General features: G+C 36.0%; 12 protein-coding genes. 6 read left to right on the plus strand and 6 right to left on the minus strand.

Annotated elements, in window-relative coordinates:
• Positions 1-120: 120 nt before the first annotated feature.
• Positions 121-1,236: a glycerol dehydrogenase gene (locus tag QJV27_RS06915; protein ID WP_281448204.1), complete on the minus strand. Its 1,116-nt coding sequence runs from the start codon at positions 1,234-1,236 to the stop codon at positions 121-123.
• 161 nt (positions 1,237-1,397) lie between these two features.
• Complete coding sequence (gene acnA / locus QJV27_RS06920; RefSeq protein WP_281448205.1) at positions 1,398-4,088, minus strand: aconitate hydratase AcnA; 2,691 nt, start codon at positions 4,086-4,088, stop codon at positions 1,398-1,400.
• A gap of 198 nt (positions 4,089-4,286) precedes the next feature.
• On the opposite strand from acnA, the gene ccmA reads away from it, so the two are divergent.
• Together ccmA and ccmB are read left to right on the plus strand one after the other, a co-directional pair.
• Positions 4,287-4,895: a heme ABC exporter ATP-binding protein CcmA gene (gene ccmA / locus QJV27_RS06925; protein ID WP_281448992.1), complete on the plus strand. Its 609-nt coding sequence runs from the start codon at positions 4,287-4,289 to the stop codon at positions 4,893-4,895.
• Positions 4,895-5,560: a heme exporter protein CcmB gene (gene ccmB / locus QJV27_RS06930; protein WP_281448206.1), complete on the plus strand. Its 666-nt coding sequence runs from the start codon at positions 4,895-4,897 to the stop codon at positions 5,558-5,560. Before ccmA ends, ccmB begins: the two co-directional genes overlap by 1 nt.
• A 5-nt stretch (positions 5,561-5,565) precedes the next feature.
• Here the strand turns inward: ccmB and QJV27_RS06935 are convergent, their stop codons facing one another.
• Positions 5,566-5,925, minus strand: coding sequence for a copper resistance protein CopC (locus QJV27_RS06935; protein WP_281448207.1), 360 nt, complete (start codon positions 5,923-5,925; stop codon positions 5,566-5,568).
• 115 nt (positions 5,926-6,040) lie between these two features.
• Here QJV27_RS06935 and QJV27_RS06940 point away from each other — a divergent pair, with 115 nt between their 5' ends.
• A complete protein-coding gene (locus QJV27_RS06940) occupies positions 6,041-6,400 on the plus strand; it encodes a hypothetical protein (protein ID WP_281448208.1) in 360 nt (119 codons plus the stop codon).
• Between the two features lie 77 nt (positions 6,401-6,477).
• Here QJV27_RS06940 and QJV27_RS06945 read toward each other — a convergent pair whose 3' ends face one another.
• Entirely contained in the window at positions 6,478-8,235 is a 1,758-nt protein-coding gene (locus QJV27_RS06945; RefSeq protein WP_281448209.1) for a glycosyltransferase, read from the minus strand.
• Positions 8,236-8,319: 84 nt separating this feature from the next.
• Between QJV27_RS06945 and QJV27_RS06950 the strand changes: the two genes are divergently transcribed.
• Positions 8,320-10,470, plus strand: coding sequence for a hypothetical protein (locus QJV27_RS06950; protein WP_281448210.1), 2,151 nt, complete (start codon positions 8,320-8,322; stop codon positions 10,468-10,470).
• On the opposite strand, the gene QJV27_RS06955 is transcribed toward QJV27_RS06950, so the two are convergent.
• The gene (locus QJV27_RS06955) at positions 10,451-11,371 is read right to left on the minus strand and encodes a glycosyltransferase family 2 protein (protein WP_281448211.1); all 921 of its coding nucleotides are present in this window, start codon (positions 11,369-11,371) and stop codon (positions 10,451-10,453) included. The two genes, QJV27_RS06950 and QJV27_RS06955, sit on opposite strands and share 20 nt — an antisense overlap.
• A gap of 174 nt (positions 11,372-11,545) precedes the next feature.
• On the opposite strand from QJV27_RS06955, the gene QJV27_RS06960 reads away from it, so the two are divergent.
• Both QJV27_RS06960 and QJV27_RS06965 read left to right on the plus strand, forming a co-directional pair.
• Complete coding sequence (locus tag QJV27_RS06960) at positions 11,546-12,052, plus strand: GNAT family N-acetyltransferase (protein ID WP_281448212.1); 507 nt, start codon at positions 11,546-11,548, stop codon at positions 12,050-12,052.
• Between the two features lie 492 nt (positions 12,053-12,544).
• Positions 12,545-12,718, plus strand: a complete 174-nt coding sequence (locus tag QJV27_RS06965; protein WP_281448213.1) for a hypothetical protein — start codon at positions 12,545-12,547, stop codon at positions 12,716-12,718.
• Between the two features lie 431 nt (positions 12,719-13,149).
• On the opposite strand, the gene QJV27_RS06970 is transcribed toward QJV27_RS06965, so the two are convergent.
• The gene (locus QJV27_RS06970; RefSeq protein ID WP_281448214.1) at positions 13,150-16,575 is read right to left on the minus strand and encodes a S41 family peptidase; all 3,426 of its coding nucleotides are present in this window, start codon (positions 16,573-16,575) and stop codon (positions 13,150-13,152) included.
• Positions 16,576-16,729: the final 154 nt, after the last annotated feature.

Below are 16,729 nucleotides of genomic sequence, written 5' to 3' on the forward strand. Positions count from 1 at the left end.
AAAAAAAGGCGGCCGACTAAGGCCACCCCCCACACTATGGAAGATAAATTTTATTTACCTTAACGCAAACCATGCAAAGTTACAAGTATTAACTAAAGATACATAATTATTTAAATATTATTAGCATCCCTTTGCACAATACCGTTCTGCCAAGCTGTTCGCAGCAACTATGGCGGCATAAACCTCCTCAACCGTCACCTTTTTGGGCATATTTCCCATCGTATCCTCGGGGTCACAAGCAATTTCTGCAACTTTTCGCCACTCTGCCTCAACAAATTTAGTTAGTCCCATATCTTTTAAAGTTAAGGGTAACCCTACAGTTTTAATAATATCAACAACGGCTTCAATTTCATGTTGCGGTGCATTTTCTAAAACCAATTGTACCAACAATCCGAACGCTACTTTTTCCCCGTGTTGTGCCTTATGCAAATCAGCAACTGCGGACATGCCATTATTAATTGCATGAGCTGCAGCCAAACCACCTGCCTCTGCACCGACACCACTTAAATAAATGGTTGCTTCTATCACTTGTTCCAACGCAGGGGTAACGATTTGATTACGAACCGCATCCATGGCACAAGCAACATTTTCTTGTAATACCTGATAACACAATTGAGCCAATCCCAATCCCGTCCTGGATGGTTTTTTTAAAACCAAATTAATCCCATCAACCGCGTAACATGCCCGCGCTTCAAAATACGTTGCCAATGCGTCCCCCACCCCTGCGGCAAAAAAACGTGCAGGTGCCTGACAAATAATTGATGTATCTGCAATCACAACATCAGGATTTTGCGGTAAAAATAAATAACGATCAAATTCACCGTTTTTTTTGTAAATTACCGCCAAGGCCGTACACGGTGCATCCGTTGATGCAATTGTTGGAACAATAATAACAGGGATTTTTTTATAATAGGCTACGGCTTTGGCTGTATCTAACGTTTTTCCCCCACCAATACCAACAATAATATTGGCAGACTGTTTTTCTATTACTGCAATGATCCGCTTTATTTCTGCGTCTGTGCATTCATATTGAAATTGCTCCGCAACACCAGATAATCCTGATAATTGCACATTTGGTAACGCCTCTTTTTTAACACGATCCAATATAAACTCGTCACATAACAAAACGGCATTTGTACCAAAATCTTTGATATATTCATGCAACTGTCCCAAAAGATTGCTGCCTATAATAAATTTTTTCGGCGACGTTACTGTACGAGGTGTTTTTTGCATCATACTATTTCCTAATTTTGTTTATAGAAGCAACCTTTGATCAGCTTACCCTATGTGGATAAAATAACGAATATAAATTCTTTGTTAATACAACATACCGACTTCTACATGAAAAAGGGAGGTTTACACCTCCCTTTTCATTGCAGATATAACTAATTTCTAGTTTATTGCGCCATTAATCGAAGAACATAAGGCAAAATACCCCCGTGACGATAATACTCAACTTCCTCTAGAGTATCTACACGACATACCAATGGTACTTCTTGGGTCGAGCCGTCTGCACGATGAATACGCATTGTCAATTTTTGGCGTGGTTTTAAAGTTTCAACACCAAGAATATCAATTTTTTCATCGCCTTTTAAATTCAAGGTTTTGCGGGTTGTCCCTTCCTCAAATAATAATGGTAAAACACCCATACCAACCAAATTAGAGCGATGAATACGTTCAAAGCTTTCTGCAATTACCGCCGCAACCCCCAATAGGTTAGTACCTTTGGCAGCCCAATCACGCGATGAACCCATACCGTATTCTTTACCCCCAAAGACGATCAATGGAGTTTTTTCTTGTTGATATTGCATTGCAACGTCGTAAATGGCCCCTTCTTTACCGTCAGGATAATGTTTACTGTATCCACCCTCAACACCAGGAACCATTTCGTTTTTTATACGGATATTCGCAAATGTACCGCGCATCATTACTTCATGATTACCCCGACGCGAACCATAAGAGTTAAAGTCGTTTACCTTTACCCCATGTTCAGTCAAATAACGCCCTGCGGGAGAATCCTTGCGAATAGAACCTGCGGGGGAAATATGATCGGTTGTGACGTTATCGCCAAGTAGTGCCAATATTCTGGCCCCTTTGATATCGGGACGTTTGGCAGGGGCTTCTTTACCCATGCCCTCAAAATAAGGAGGATTACGAACATATGTGGAATCGGGTGCCCAAGCATACGTCTGAGAGCCAGTGGCTACTTCTAATGCTTGCCATTCCGCGGGACCTGTTGAAACTTGGCTGTATCCTTTTTTAAACTCTTCCTTAGAAATTGCAGAGGCCATTGCATCAGCAATCTCTTGTTCTGAAGGCCAAATATCTTTTAGATAAATCTCTTTACCCTCTTTGGAGACCCCTAACGGATCTTTGGTGATGTCTTTGCGCAGTGTTCCCAAAATGGCATACGCCACGACCAGAGGTGGGCTGGCCAAGTAGTTTGCACGCACGTTGGGAGAAATACGGCCTTCAAAATTACGGTTACCTGATAATACTGCCGATGCAACCAATTTGTTATTCTCAATTGTATCAACAATTTCTGGTGCCAACGGACCAGAATTTCCAATACAGGTTGTACAACCATATCCAACGATATTAAAACCCAATGCATTTAAAGCATCGGTCAGTCCTGCTTTTTGTAAATATTCGGTCGCCACTTTTGACCCAGGAGCCAAAGAAGTTTTTACCCAAGGCTTACGCGTCAACCCAAGGGCATGCGCTTTTTTTGCCAATAACCCAGCAGCCATCATCACTTCGGCATTAGATGTATTCGTGCAAGACGTAATCGCAGCAATTACCACAGAACCATGTTCCAATTGATAATCAGCATTTGCCACAGGATAAGATTTATCCGCATCTGCGGTGGGAACATTAAAACCGCCCACTAATTCTTTTTCAAACACAGATTTAGCATCATTTAACGAAATACGATCTTGTGGACGACGAGGCCCAGAAATTGATGGAACAACCTGACTAATATCTAATTCTAAAATATCGGTAAATTCTGGTTCTTCTGCACTACCATCACGGAACATTCCTTGTGCTTTTAGATAAGCTTCAACCAATTTGATTTGGTGTTCGTCACGACCCGTTAAGCGCAAATAATCCAAAGCTTGTTTGTCAACAGGGAAAAAGCCACAAGTTGCCCCGTATTCAGGGGCCATATTTGCAATCGTTGCGCGGGTGTATAATGGCAAATGATCCAAGGCAGGACCATAAAATTCAACAAATTTACCAACAACCCCTTTTTTACGCAGCATTTCAGTGACAGTTAACACTAAGTCAGTTGCTGTGACACCAGCGGCCAGCTTACCAGTTAATCTAAATCCAATCACATCGGGAATTAACATGGTAATCGGTTGGCCTAACATTGCTGCTTCGGCCTCAATACCGCCTACACCCCAACCCAAAACACCCAAACCATTAATCATGGTTGTGTGGGAATCTGTTCCATACAAGGTATCTGGATAAGCATAATTTTTACCGTCTTCCTCGTTTGTCCAAACTACTTTGGCAATATGCTCCAGATTAACCTGATGGCAAATACCTGTATCGGGGGGAACTACTGAAAATCCTTTAAATGCTTCTTGTCCCCACCGTAAAAACGCATAACGCTCTGCGTTGCGCTCAAATTCTAAACTAATATTATTTTGTAATGCTGTGGAAGACCCCGCATAGTCCACCATAACAGAGTGATCAATTACCAAATTAACAGGAATTAGTGGATTAACCTTTTGGGGATCACCTTTTAAATTAATCATCCCATCACGCATCGCAGCCAAATCAACAACGGCAGGCACCCCAGTGAAATCCTGCATTAAAATACGGGCTGGACGGAAGGGAACCTCAGAATCACTATGACGGTTTTTCAACCATGCGGCAATTGCCTTAGCATTCTCGACTGTAAAAGATTGACCATTTTCAAAACGTAATACGTTCTCTAATAATACTTTTAATGTATTAGGTAAACGACGAAAAGACCCTAGTGTTTTTTCGGCTTCTGATAGGGAAAAATAGTGATAGGTTTTTCCATCAACCTCCAAAGGGCGGCAAGTATTTAAACTATCCTGGCCAACGAGTTTCATAATGGCTTCCTTAATTAGTATATTTTATTTTTACAAAATCTATTAAAGCTGATTAAACAACTTTACAGATTATCATATAGTTTTTATATCTCGAATCGAATAAAATCAATTATGTCTGACAACTTGCTGTTTCACTTATGTGTGTAGGTAAAGGAATACAAAACCCTGTCTGGAACACGACCTCATTCATTATCAGTTATACAACTGTCTGCTTTTCGAGGGGAAAAACTTGTTTTAAAAAACGTTAATTTTACCCTTAATTCTGGAGAATCCCTGATTATTCAAGGTCCCAACGGTGCAGGAAAAAGCACGTTATTACGCATATTGGCAGGGTTCAAGAAAATCGACTCTGGTGAAATTTTATGGAATCATGAAAATATTTTTGATAATCTGATCCAACATACTCAAAATGTTGCTTGGTTAAGTCATCAAGATTCCCTTAAACCTGCCTTAACTGTTCGAGAGAATCTTTCTTTAGTCAGCCATATTTATAAAACCGACCTACGTGATGCTCTTCAAACAGTCAATTTATCCTCTATAATTGATCTTCCTGCACGTATGTTATCAGCTGGGCAAAAAAGACGCGTTGCAATTGCCCGTATATTATTAAAGCCCGCAAGATTATGGTTGCTGGACGAGCCTTCTGTTGGGCTGGACCAACAAACCATGGAAATTTTGGCAGAGATTTTCAATCAATTTAAATCAGAAAATGGAATGATTATTACCACCACCCATGTGCCATTGCCTTTACCAAACAGTCAATATTTACAGCTAACCCCTTCATCGATTGTCAAAGCACCTTTCTAATGTCTATTTTTTTTCATCTTATTGGTCGAGAATTAAGATTATCCTTACGGTATGGCACAGACAGTTTAGGAACAATTTTATTTTTTGTATTAACTGCCTCACTGTTCCCTTTAGCATTGGGCCCTGAACCACAACTATTACAACAAATAGCCCCTGGTATTTTATGGGTTTGCAGCCTTCTGTCAGCATTATTACCTCTGGAACGACAATTTAACCACGAATATGAAGACGGATCCCTTGATCAATTACTGTTACTGGGTATTCCGGCTTTTGGTATTGCTTTGGCCAAAATAACGGGCCATTGGCTAACCACTGGGTTACCTTTACTTTTTTCCAGTGTTCCTTTGGCGCTAATGTTTAACTTTCCTTATCATGCTATCCCTATATTCACAGCGAGCCTGTTCATTGGTACGGCCTGCTTATCTTTAATTGGTGGAATGACAACTTGCATTTCCTTGGGTGCAAGGCGTAATGCCTTTTTATTACCTTTGCTGACCTTCCCACTTCTGACTCCTATTCTGATATTTGGTACAATGATTACAGATGCCCAATTACACAATCTTGATTTTGTCCCACATTTTGAATTATTGGGGGCATGTTTTGCTATAGCTTTGCCCTTATGCCCACTTGTTGCTGGTGTAGGTCTGACGCTGGCAGCGGAATAATCAATTTACTGAACTGTAAACGGGATTTCACCTGAGCTTTTATCGCCTTTCCATGTCCACACCTCCCATTGCAACTTATATTTTCTAGCTTTTAAAGGATAGGTAGCCTTAACCTCTTTATAATCCATAGTTGTCGTTGCAGGAATTAATGTCGGCATTCCTGACGCATCCACCAATAATATGCGACTGCGAAAGGGATTAAATTCATTATCATATTTTAAAATAATTTGTTGATTTCCTGCGTGCACTACTTGATTAATTTTTGGAAGAGAACTTGTTAACCCCAATGCACTAGCAGCGTTGGTATATATTCCTGCTCCCATCAACAAGGCAGCAATCAAAAAAAATTTTTTAACTATTTTCATCACTATCTGATATCCATCTAAAAAAGAATTTATTCCAAAGCAATCGTAAGCTATGGTCACATATCGTAGAAAATATATGCTATACCTGACCATCACTTTATCATAAGGACAGTAAATGATTATTTATTCTAATCGTATATATATTATTTCGATTTTAAGTTTAATTTCTATCATTTTATCCTCGACCGCTTATGCGAATTACAAACGATGCTGGATTAACAATGGCATCCCCAGTATTAACTGCGCACCAGCAGATGGCAGCTATTATACAAAGCAAAAGGATGATACCTATAAAAAATGCCCTGTTGTAAGTGGAAGATTACGCAAGCCCTGTAAAGATGAGGATGGATTTGCAATGATAATTAATAATCATCTATGGTATCAATGCCCTATCCAACATGGCAAAAAACTGGATCATTGCAGCTTAGCAACAGGATATTACACGATATCCCTACCCCACCTGCCAAGATTATAGATCTAAATTTTGGCAAGGTAAAACCAAAATATCCACTGTTTTAATATGGCTCTAAAAATATTAGGGCCATACTAAAATTATTTTTTCGTATCTTTGTAGACATTTCTCCAAAATTGTTCTGTCATAAATTTAGGAGCCACTTTACGATACTGCTTTTTTAATACATGAAAACATCTTATAAATTGATACATAATCTTAAAACTGTAGGCCAATTCTTCAAAGAATCTTTTACGATCATATCGAGCAATATATCCAGTATCATATCGATTTGAATAATATACAACTTGTTTTGCTCTGAATAACTGACGAAAAACCCCATGAAAGGCTTTGTTGTTATAAACAATATCTGATTTAATTAAAAATTTGGGTAACAAAAAACTATTTAGAGTTAACATTCTTATAACTCTGTTAAGTTTACTTTCATGAAAAGGTAAGAATTTTAACCCTAATCCAGACATATCTAATTTCTTCATTTTTTCTTCAAAAGTCAAATGAGAAACCCGCTTTGATATACTAGCAAAAGACATATTTCTAGACCAAAAATCTGGCCCTTCCATGACATCCTTAAGCCCAAGACTTGTGGCCCTCGCACTATCATAGTTAAAGGAAAAAAGAGCTAGTTTGATTAAATTTAAATAGTTCTTAATATATTTCTTTAAAGGGGTGTGAGTCGCCAACAAACAAATAACATAATTAGCACGAATTGACAGATATTTTGCAAAAGGGCCGTCCTTATAACTGAAATTTTCTCCCCAAACAGCAATGCCATTAACAGTAATGATATTAAAATCATTCATAAAACTAAATAACATGTCGTCTCCTTTAACAAAGAAAGGAAATGGATAGTTTTTTACATCTGAAATATTAAATGCAAAAAGCCACCATGCACCATAATCAGGTTTTTCAAATCCTAAATCTGTTATTTGTAAATGATGAAAATCCATCATATTTAAACCATGATACAATGGTCTAAAAACAAGCTCTTTAAATACAGCACCTTTTTCATGTAATATTTCGGGATGCTCTTCATACAACATTGACCCTGATATCGCTAATTTAGGTGTTTTAGAGTATTGTAATAATCGAAATGTTTTTATAATTGATTCAATTTCACAGCTTGCATCATCATCCATAAATAAACAATGTGTAAAACCGTTATCTTTTAAATGTAACAGTCCTCTTGTAAAGCCGCCAGATCCCCCATAATTTTCGTTAGGAATTACAGTAACTCCTTTACTTTCTTCGGCAGTAATATTTTTCGAATTGTCAACAACAATTAATTCAATATGGTCTTTAAACTCAGAATGAGATAGTAACTGTGATCTTATTCTTTCAATTGCAGGTAAAACGTATTGCTTACGATTAAAGTGTGTAATTACTATACCTAGTTTTACATCATTAAGTGGCTTAGATTTAGTATAAAAACATCCAGATTGTATTGTGCAATCCGTTTTAGTAGTAATTTTAAAGAACAAAATACCATTATCAAGTTTTTCGTAAGGTATTTTAACATGTGCTTCTGATTGATTTAATGATATATGTTCTTCAAGAATAACCTCAGAAGCAACTTCAAGTTTGGATATATATAAAGTAAGTATAAACTCACCACTACCTTCGATCTTGAAGGACAAATCTTTTAAATCACAATATGAATGCCATGTTCTTAGCGAAAAATAATTAAAATATGTTCCTAAAGATGTAATAGTATTTTTAGGTATTATAAGACTAACTTCATCCTTGTCAGGATAAGCAATACCATTTTCTGTCATATAATATAAACCTTTAGGAGCATTTATAGACGTTTTTGGAAAGACTAAATTTTGTATTGTATACATTGAGTTTAAACCATATTAATAAGAGTATTATATATTTTTTTCATATATACATATAAAATAAAAAAATAATTAGGTAAAATTAAAATGTCTTTTACAAAGAATATGAAGTTGTTTTTTGGTTTTATGCTGTTCTCTTTATTAATAATTGTAATATGCACGTTAAGAAACCATTACTTTTTTACATTAGATGATGCTGAAAATGAGTATTTAGGATTTATGCATCAATACGGCCAATCATGGAAAAATGGTGAGATTCCATTTATCACCAAAGATCTTTTAGTTGGCGGCAATGCCATGGTTGAATTACAACGGGCTATATTTGCACCACATAACATCATTGGATCAATACTCAATGCATCAAACCATATTCTCATATCTACAGGTTTATTTTTTGCATTTGTAAATATGATGACACTATGTTTCTCAGGCTATATTATTGGCCGTACTCTAAACATAAAAAGAAATCTATGTGTTACTTTGGGATTATTTCTAGCAATCAACCCTATGTTCTTATTTCAATATTCAGGGCCGTGGTGGAACGCTGCAAATGGACACGCCATTTCTATATTGTCGATAGCTTCAATTTTCTACTTGATTAAGAACCAGACGAGATTGGCTTACACATTTAATTTTTTAACAGTTTTCTGGCTCTTGGTTTCGGGATGGCCCCACGGATTTATTGGTTACTTAGTAATATCAATCTGCCTTATAATTTCTTTTTCAGAAGCAGACATAAAGTCAGCATTTTACTTGTTTTTCCCCACTTTATGCGCTGGCATAAGTGCAATCCCTATATATTCTGAATTTATTTATCTTAAAGCTTTTATTGAAAGACCCTCAGGATGGGATAATGTCAACAATTTTTTAGTACCGTCTTTATCCCAAATGCTGCTTTCTTTTTCTCCATCTTATTATGAGCATATGAATTATTGGGGAGGATACCGAACTGTTTTTTTTCCCATAGGTTTTTCAACAATTTTTTTTGTTTTTTCATGTTTCTTCCTAAAAATTGATTTAAAAAGCAAAACAACCCAAACTTTAATTATAATAGCTGCTTTACTACTTTTACTATGCCAAATGCCATCGCAAGCTGGTATGTTAAGATATCCATATCGCTTTTTACCGTTGTTTTCCTCTATTATCACTATTTTTACTTTCTATGTAATTAATCGGTATGAAATTACTGTAAGTAGGCAAAGACAACAATTATTCTATTTTTTTATTTCAATCTTTATAATTGTTTCGATATCAACTTGTTTCTTCGAACTAAAAAACAAAGTTCTAATCGCAAACCTCATAACTTTTTGTTTATTAACTTACGTGTACCTAGCTTTTTTTAAAAATAAAAACTTAAAAGAAGCATCAACCATACATTTATCATTAATACCCTTTTGTTGTTTTTTAATCATGATCTTCGTTCTCCCTGGCGTAGGAAAAGGGAAATATATGTATGAATCGCATCTGCCTAATCAATTGCGAAATTTAAATAAACTTAATCTAAGTGGTTATACACTGTCTTTTTCCGGGGGAACAGGCAGTTGGCAAAAAGCGCCCAAAGAACTAGCAGATTTAAATTCCTCACAGTTCGGATATTATGATATCAAGTCGACAACTGGATATTCGCCAAATGGTCACAAATTTTTAGACCAGATAATAGTACACCATAGCCCACATACAACTTTAAATCAAGAAGATGCTCTTTTACCACTTCTCCGCAAGATTCCAGAGTTAAACAATGTTTGTATGATCAATTTACTTAATGTAACTAATGTAGTCTTACATAACAATGTTAATTTTGAACAAATCAAACAATGTGGATTTACAAATTCTTTTACAGGAGCAAGAGATTATACATATGCAAATTACAAACGTAACTTATCCACTACGCTTTCATACTCTCTTATTCCCAATACAACAGTTAAAAACGAGACAAATAACACCATAAAACTCTATATACCAGACAGTGCACAAAAAAATACATTAATCTTTTCTAGAGCTTTTTGGCCTGGTTACACGGCATCTGGCCTCGCATGTAATGTACAGATATCTGGCTTTGAGAATGCATTATTATCTGCTCAAATTCCTGCTCACTGTTCAGGAAATCTGACCATTTCTTATTTTCCAAAAACATGGAAATACACTTTATTTTTCGCTGTTATTGGCATAATAGCATTCCTAGTTTTCCTTATTTATAATTATAAAAGAAAACCTACTGTCAAGACTTGCTCTTTTTGATTATATATCTAGGTCTATTTTTTGTTTCAATATATATTCGACCAATATATTCACCTATAATCCCTATACCGGTCAGCTGAATACCACCAAAGAATAATATTGAAACAAGAAGAGACGAATATCCAGGTACGGGGTTACCAAACAATAGCGTTTTTAAGATAATCCAAGATCCAAATATAAATGAAACAAATGAAAAGAAAAAACCAATATAAGTCCATATTTTTAACGGGAATGTAGAAAAACTGGTGATCCCTTCTATTGCTAAATTCCACAATTTCCAAAAATTAAACTTAGTATTTCCTTCAACTCTCTTTTCACGTGTATATTCTACAATATCGGTTTTTCCTCCAACCCATGAGAAAACACCTTTCATAAAAAGATTTTTCTCATGAAGTTGTTTTATATCCTCGACAATATTACGGGATATGAGTCGAAAATCCCCTACATTCTCCTCAATTTTAGGATTACTAATCTTATTGTGTAATTTATAAAACCATTCTGCAGTTTTACGCTTTAACACATTATCCGTTTTTCTATCAACACGTTTGGCCAGCACAATATCCGCGCCGTTTTGCCATTTTTCAATTAAGAGAGGAATAATTTCAATTGGGTCTTGCAAGTCAACATCTATAGGAATAACGGCATCACCTGTAGCATACTCTAACCCACAAAATAACGCAGATTCTTTTCCAAAATTTCGTGTAAATGAAATAGCAACTACAGAACTATCTTCTTGAGACAAAGCATTTATAATTGTTTCCGTATTGTCTGTACTACCGTCATTAACGAACAAAATCTCTATATTATATTGTTTTAAACGGTCATTTTCTTTTATTTTTTTATAAAATATAGAGACAGTTTGCTCTTCATTAAAAACCGGAACAATTAAGGATAATTTCATATTATGTCTACTTTGTGTCAATTAGTATCATATACGCCATATAACATATAACATAATTTAATTATATTTCTAAATCAGTTATATTATTAATTCATAGTGTGATCTGCTTTAAGGACGTTTTTAATAAAACAAAGATTACATAGTACCACCAATACATAACCTATATTTTCGCTAATGAATAAAACATATTTTGAAATTCAGACTCTCACCCTTAGTGATCTGAATTTACTTTTTAATATTTTTACACAATCAATTCGAAAAATCGCCTCTAAAGATTATACTCATTTCCAAATCCAAGCATGGATAAATATCCCTGCTGCACAGTGGCAAGCTAAATTATTAACACTCATCACTTGGGTGGCTAAAATAAATACAGTACCTGTCGGATTCATTAGTCTTGATAGGCCCAATCATATTGATATGCTTTATATCCATCCAGACCATCAATGCAAAGGTATAGCAACACAACTCCTAAGCACCTTAGAACAATCAATAATCACTCGCTCTATTTCAACACTTACAACCGACGCCAGCCTTACTGCCAAACCCTTTTTCGAAAAACGTGGGTTTACAACCATTACCCAACAACAAGCCCGACGGCATGGGCAAGACTTAACCAATTTTAAAATGAGCAAAGATTTCAATCCTAAAAAACTAAATAAGAATTGCATATCTTTATAATACTTTGTTCAACTTACGTTTTTAATAATTATATCAAGCGATATAAATTTTATTTCATGTTGCTTTGATTAGATGCTAAAAGATTCGATCCTTCAATAGTTTTATTTAAGATATTTAATTAGCTGGTAATTTTTACTAAATATCTATTAATGAAAATGCTAAATAAACTCTGTTGGAGAGCTTTGGGAGTATTTCTTATTGAGGTTTTGCTGTTTTTGGACGATCAATTTTTCTTGGAAACTTAAGATAGTGATAAGATATTACAAAAAGCAAATGACTAATATCCTTCGTTTTAGAGCGAACATGTTATTAATAGAATTAGATAATACTGATAAATCTATCAATAATATAGAAAAATCAATTAAGTATGATCCCAATAAGGTTCTTCAAATGATTATCTGAGATTTGAAAAAAGACAAGTTACAATTACCTATTACATCCGATATGTATCATTGCTATTCTAAAGCTGTTAATATTTTCAAAAGAATCAGCATGCTTCAAAAAGATATTGATTTTGTACGTACAAGACTTTTTAGTGGGGATGAATCAGCTATTACTAATTATAAGAATTTTTACAAAGCTTCAACTGAACAAGAAAGAAGGGCCTGTGAGATAAATGCTCAAGGATTTTTCAATAAAACGGCTTACGAAAAAATTATAAACTAATTTTCAAACAAACCACACTACAAAGTAACTTAAACTTTGGAATAGATTGTTAATACTTATCTCTAATTTCTAAATATTTGAAGACTATTAATTCTAGCTACATATTTTTTTAAAAGTTGATTGATGGATATTAATTTCAAGGCATTTAATATGAGCTGGCATAATCTATGTATATTCTAAAAATAGGCTCCGTATTATATAATTAATTGTCAAGTTACTCTTATAATTTTTTAACGATATTAATGAGTTAAACAAAAGACAAATAAAAAAACATAACACCTCATATCCTTTTTATAAACTTCGTATATATTTTAAACTATTGAATTATTGTCATACTGACTAAATTCTTTACTAATTTGTTTTTAAAAAAATCCTAATCAAAAAGGCACTTTAGTGATCAAAGTGCCTTTTTGAATATTTATATTTAATACTTATTCTGGGCGTTTTTCAGGGCCCAGTTCTCCTTTCCCAAATGGTTCCCCTTGGGGTGGATAGGCTGTGCTCCAACTTGGAGAAGGGGGTAAAGATACAGGATGATCTTTTAATTCTTTCATTAAGTAATTAACTGCTGTTTCCAATTGCTTATCATGTCCCTCTTGTAACTCGGCTGGGGTATTTTCGACTTCGATATCTGGATCTACGCCATAATTTTCAATAATCCATTCCGAATTCAGTCCGTATAAACTTTCTTCTGGAATGGTAATATATCCCCCATCACGCAACGGCCAATAGCCACGAATACCGCGAACCCCTCCCCAGGTCCGTTTACCGATTATTTTACCCAATCCATATTTACGGAAATAATAAGGGAAAATATCCCCATCAGAGGCAGAATATTGATTGATTAACGTTACTTTAGGCCCATGAATTAACTGCTGAGGCAACGTCGACTGCATCCTTTCACGATTGGTTGTCATGCCTACTAGTATTCTGCGTAATCTTTCCAACAAAATTTGATCGATAAATCCACCACCATTCCAACGGTCGTCGATAATAACAGCTTGTTTATCCAATTGGGAATAGAACTGACGAATGAATTGCTGCATTCCTAATTCTTCCATATCAGATAAATAAATATAAGCAATTTTTCCATCTGATAACTGGTCAACCAACTGACGGTTATGGTCAATCCATGCTTGTTCTTTTAAAGAAAGTTCATTCTTTAATGGATTAACCTCAACGGTTTTAATTTTACCTGTTTTTTTATCTTCGAATGATACCTGTATTGGTCCCGTTAATCCTACAAAAAATTGATATGGATTAACATTCCCTTTGATCTCTTGCCCATTTACAGACAATAAATAGTCACCTTCATGAATATTTAATCCAGGCTCGGTTAATGGACTGCGATATTGTTTGCGACTGTTATCACCTTTATAAATTCTGGCCAAAGCATAACGCTCTTTTTCAGGGTTATAAGCAAAATCAACCCCAAGTAATACAGTTGGGACCGCTTTGATAGGGTTTTGCTGGTCACCACCGCCAACATAGGTGTGGGAATTACCAATTTCACCAACCATTTGACCAATAATATAATTCACATCAGAGCGTGATCCAGCCAAAGGCATTAATTGAACGTATTTATCGTGAACAGCCTGCCAATCTTGATCGTTCATTTTAGGATTAACAAACAAATCGCGCTGTAAACGCCAAGCATTTTCAAACATTTCCTGCCATTCCTTGGGCGGTTCTACACGACTACGCAAAGACGAGACATCTAAAGTTTTATCCTCAGTATGCTTTGCTTTGGCATCCGCAACGATCCAAGACTCTTTTTGATCATATAAAACTTTCTGACCATCATAAGACAGACTGTAGTTTTCAATGCCTTTTTGAACAACGGTATCTTTGCGCTCTTTTAAATTATAAACATGTAAGGCTGGTTTCTCGCCTGAAAATTCACCAGACATGGTTTGCGGTGGAGCTAATAAATAATAAATTTTGTCCCCAGCAGCCTGCATATCTGTAATTTCCCCACCAGACATAGGAACGGGAACAATGCGCTGCTCGAATCCTTTAATATCAATCTTAAGAGGATGGATATCTGTTTTTTTCTTTTCTTCTACATCGTTTTTATGATCCTGATCTTGACGAATTTGCCCTTCGTCAGAACGTACTGCAAAAGGAGACGGGGTGTCAGACTGCAAGGTTGCAATATAAATCCCTGCACTTTTAACGGTTAAGGCATTCATTTCATTATCGGCGAAAACTGTATTTTCATAGCGATTGGAAACAAAATATAAGTACTTTCCATTAGGAGAAAAGACAGGCAAATAATCGTTATTTTGCCCAGAAGTTAACCTTATCGGTAAGTTTTGGCTGGTATCATATATCCACAAAGCACGTTGTTGATTAGGCTGGGTCAGACTATAGACCACCCATTTCCCGTCAGGTGAAAAATTAAAATCATGAATTTCGGCATGATCATCAACGGCTATTTTCTTTAAATTATCGCCATTACGATCCATCAACCATAAATTATGATTACCATCCGAAAAAGCTATTTTCTTCCCATCAGGTGAAAAACGTGGGGCATATAAATAGCCAGATTTAAAATTGGTTAATAACGTTGCTTTGCCGCCCTGTGCTGAACGAATTGCTAAATTTTGCTCGCCATTTTGATCTGTTGTATAGGCAATCCACTGACCATCAGGCGACCAAACAGGATGATCGGCATCCTCAGCACTGGAATAAATTAAATTACGAATTACCCCGTGTTCAACAGGTACTGTAAAAATATTTCCTCTGGCGGCAAAAGCAGCACGTTTACCATTTGGGGAAATTGAATAATCTGGTTGTTGGGCAGGATCTACCTTACGAATGGCATCGGATATATCAACATAACGTGGCATTGTACGGGTTCCATCATCAGGAACCGTCACAGATATTTGATGCAATTGCTCTGAAGGCAAATCTAAAACATATAATTTGCCCCCCTGCTGGAATACAATTCCCGTATCCCCCAAAGATGGAAAATCGATATCATAGTCCGTAAAATGCGTAACCTGTTTTTGCTGTCCTGTTGTTTTATCATATACCCATAGATTTAAACGGCGATTAGAGTCCCGATCTGATAAGAAATAAATCTTGTTTTGATACCACATAGGGATGGTATCAGTTCCTTTCCAATGGGTAATCTGGTCTAATTTTTTGGTATCAAAATTATAAGTATAAACATCTTGGGCTAGACCACCATCATAACGTTTCCATGTGCGGAAATCGCGATATATACGAGTATATGCAATTTCATTCCCCGATGGACCATAGCTTATGAACCCTGATCGATCCAAAGGCAATTGTTGGGGCAATCCGCCATCTACAGGGACTGTAAAGGGAAGACTCATCCAGCTATTCCACGCATTACGACGGGATAAAAAGACAATAGATTTTGAATCAGGTGTCCAGGTTACAACCATATTATCAGGCCCCCACCGTTCAGGGGCCGAAGCCACAACATCGGAATGATAGGTTAATCGTTTTGCCACACCACCCGAAGCAGGCATTACATAGACATCACGGTTACCCTGGTAGCTGGCAGTAAATGCCAACCATTTTCCATCGGGGGAAAATCTAGGCATCACGTCTTCACCCGTATCGGCGGTTAGGCGCCGCGCCATTCCTCCAGTTTTGGCGACCTCCCACACATCTCCACGGGCAACAAATGCTATTTTATCATTATGCAAAGTCGGATAACGCATCAAAGCCTGTTCGTTTGTTGATTTTTTTTCTTGCTCTTGAACAGGTTTAACACTTTCATGTGCCTTTACTGGTGTAGAAAGCATCCCATAACCAATGGCTCCACCTTGAACCAGCATCGTACTTAATAATAATTTTTTCCATCGACTGATCCGAACCATTGATAATCTTTCCTCTTTAATGCAAAACAACTGAATATTCTTAATAAAATTACAGATTTATATCGATTAACTTTATTCAAAATAATAAGTATTTACAAATAAAATATCTTTAGCATAAATTTATAAAACGTCCTTTTATTACAAAATACTTGCA

Source organism: Commensalibacter oyaizuii, assembly GCF_029953265.1.
Classification (GTDB): Bacteria; Pseudomonadota; Alphaproteobacteria; order Acetobacterales; family Acetobacteraceae; genus Commensalibacter; species Commensalibacter oyaizuii.

Excerpts from the sequence above, each read along its gene's own strand:
- QJV27_RS06970 (WP_281448214.1), bottom strand. The coding sequence starts at position 16,575 with ATGGTTCGGATCAGTCGATGGAAAAAATTATTATTAAGTACGATGCTG.
- QJV27_RS06935 (WP_281448207.1), bottom strand. The coding sequence starts at position 5,925 with ATGAAAATAGTTAAAAAATTTTTTTTGATTGCTGCCTTGTTGATGGGA.
- QJV27_RS06915 (WP_281448204.1), bottom strand. The coding sequence starts at position 1,236 with ATGATGCAAAAAACACCTCGTACAGTAACGTCGCCGAAAAAATTTATT.
- ccmB (WP_281448206.1), top strand. The coding sequence starts at position 4,895 with ATGTCTATTTTTTTTCATCTTATTGGTCGAGAATTAAGATTATCCTTA.
- QJV27_RS06945 (WP_281448209.1), bottom strand. The coding sequence starts at position 8,235 with ATGTATACAATACAAAATTTAGTCTTTCCAAAAACGTCTATAAATGCT.
- QJV27_RS06940 (WP_281448208.1), top strand. The coding sequence starts at position 6,041 with ATGATTATTTATTCTAATCGTATATATATTATTTCGATTTTAAGTTTA.
- QJV27_RS06950 (WP_281448210.1), top strand. The coding sequence starts at position 8,320 with ATGTCTTTTACAAAGAATATGAAGTTGTTTTTTGGTTTTATGCTGTTC.
- QJV27_RS06955 (WP_281448211.1), bottom strand. The coding sequence starts at position 11,371 with ATGAAATTATCCTTAATTGTTCCGGTTTTTAATGAAGAGCAAACTGTC.
- acnA (WP_281448205.1), bottom strand. The coding sequence starts at position 4,088 with ATGAAACTCGTTGGCCAGGATAGTTTAAATACTTGCCGCCCTTTGGAG.
- QJV27_RS06965 (WP_281448213.1), top strand. The coding sequence starts at position 12,545 with ATGCTTCAAAAAGATATTGATTTTGTACGTACAAGACTTTTTAGTGGG.
- QJV27_RS06960 (WP_281448212.1), top strand. The coding sequence starts at position 11,546 with ATGAATAAAACATATTTTGAAATTCAGACTCTCACCCTTAGTGATCTG.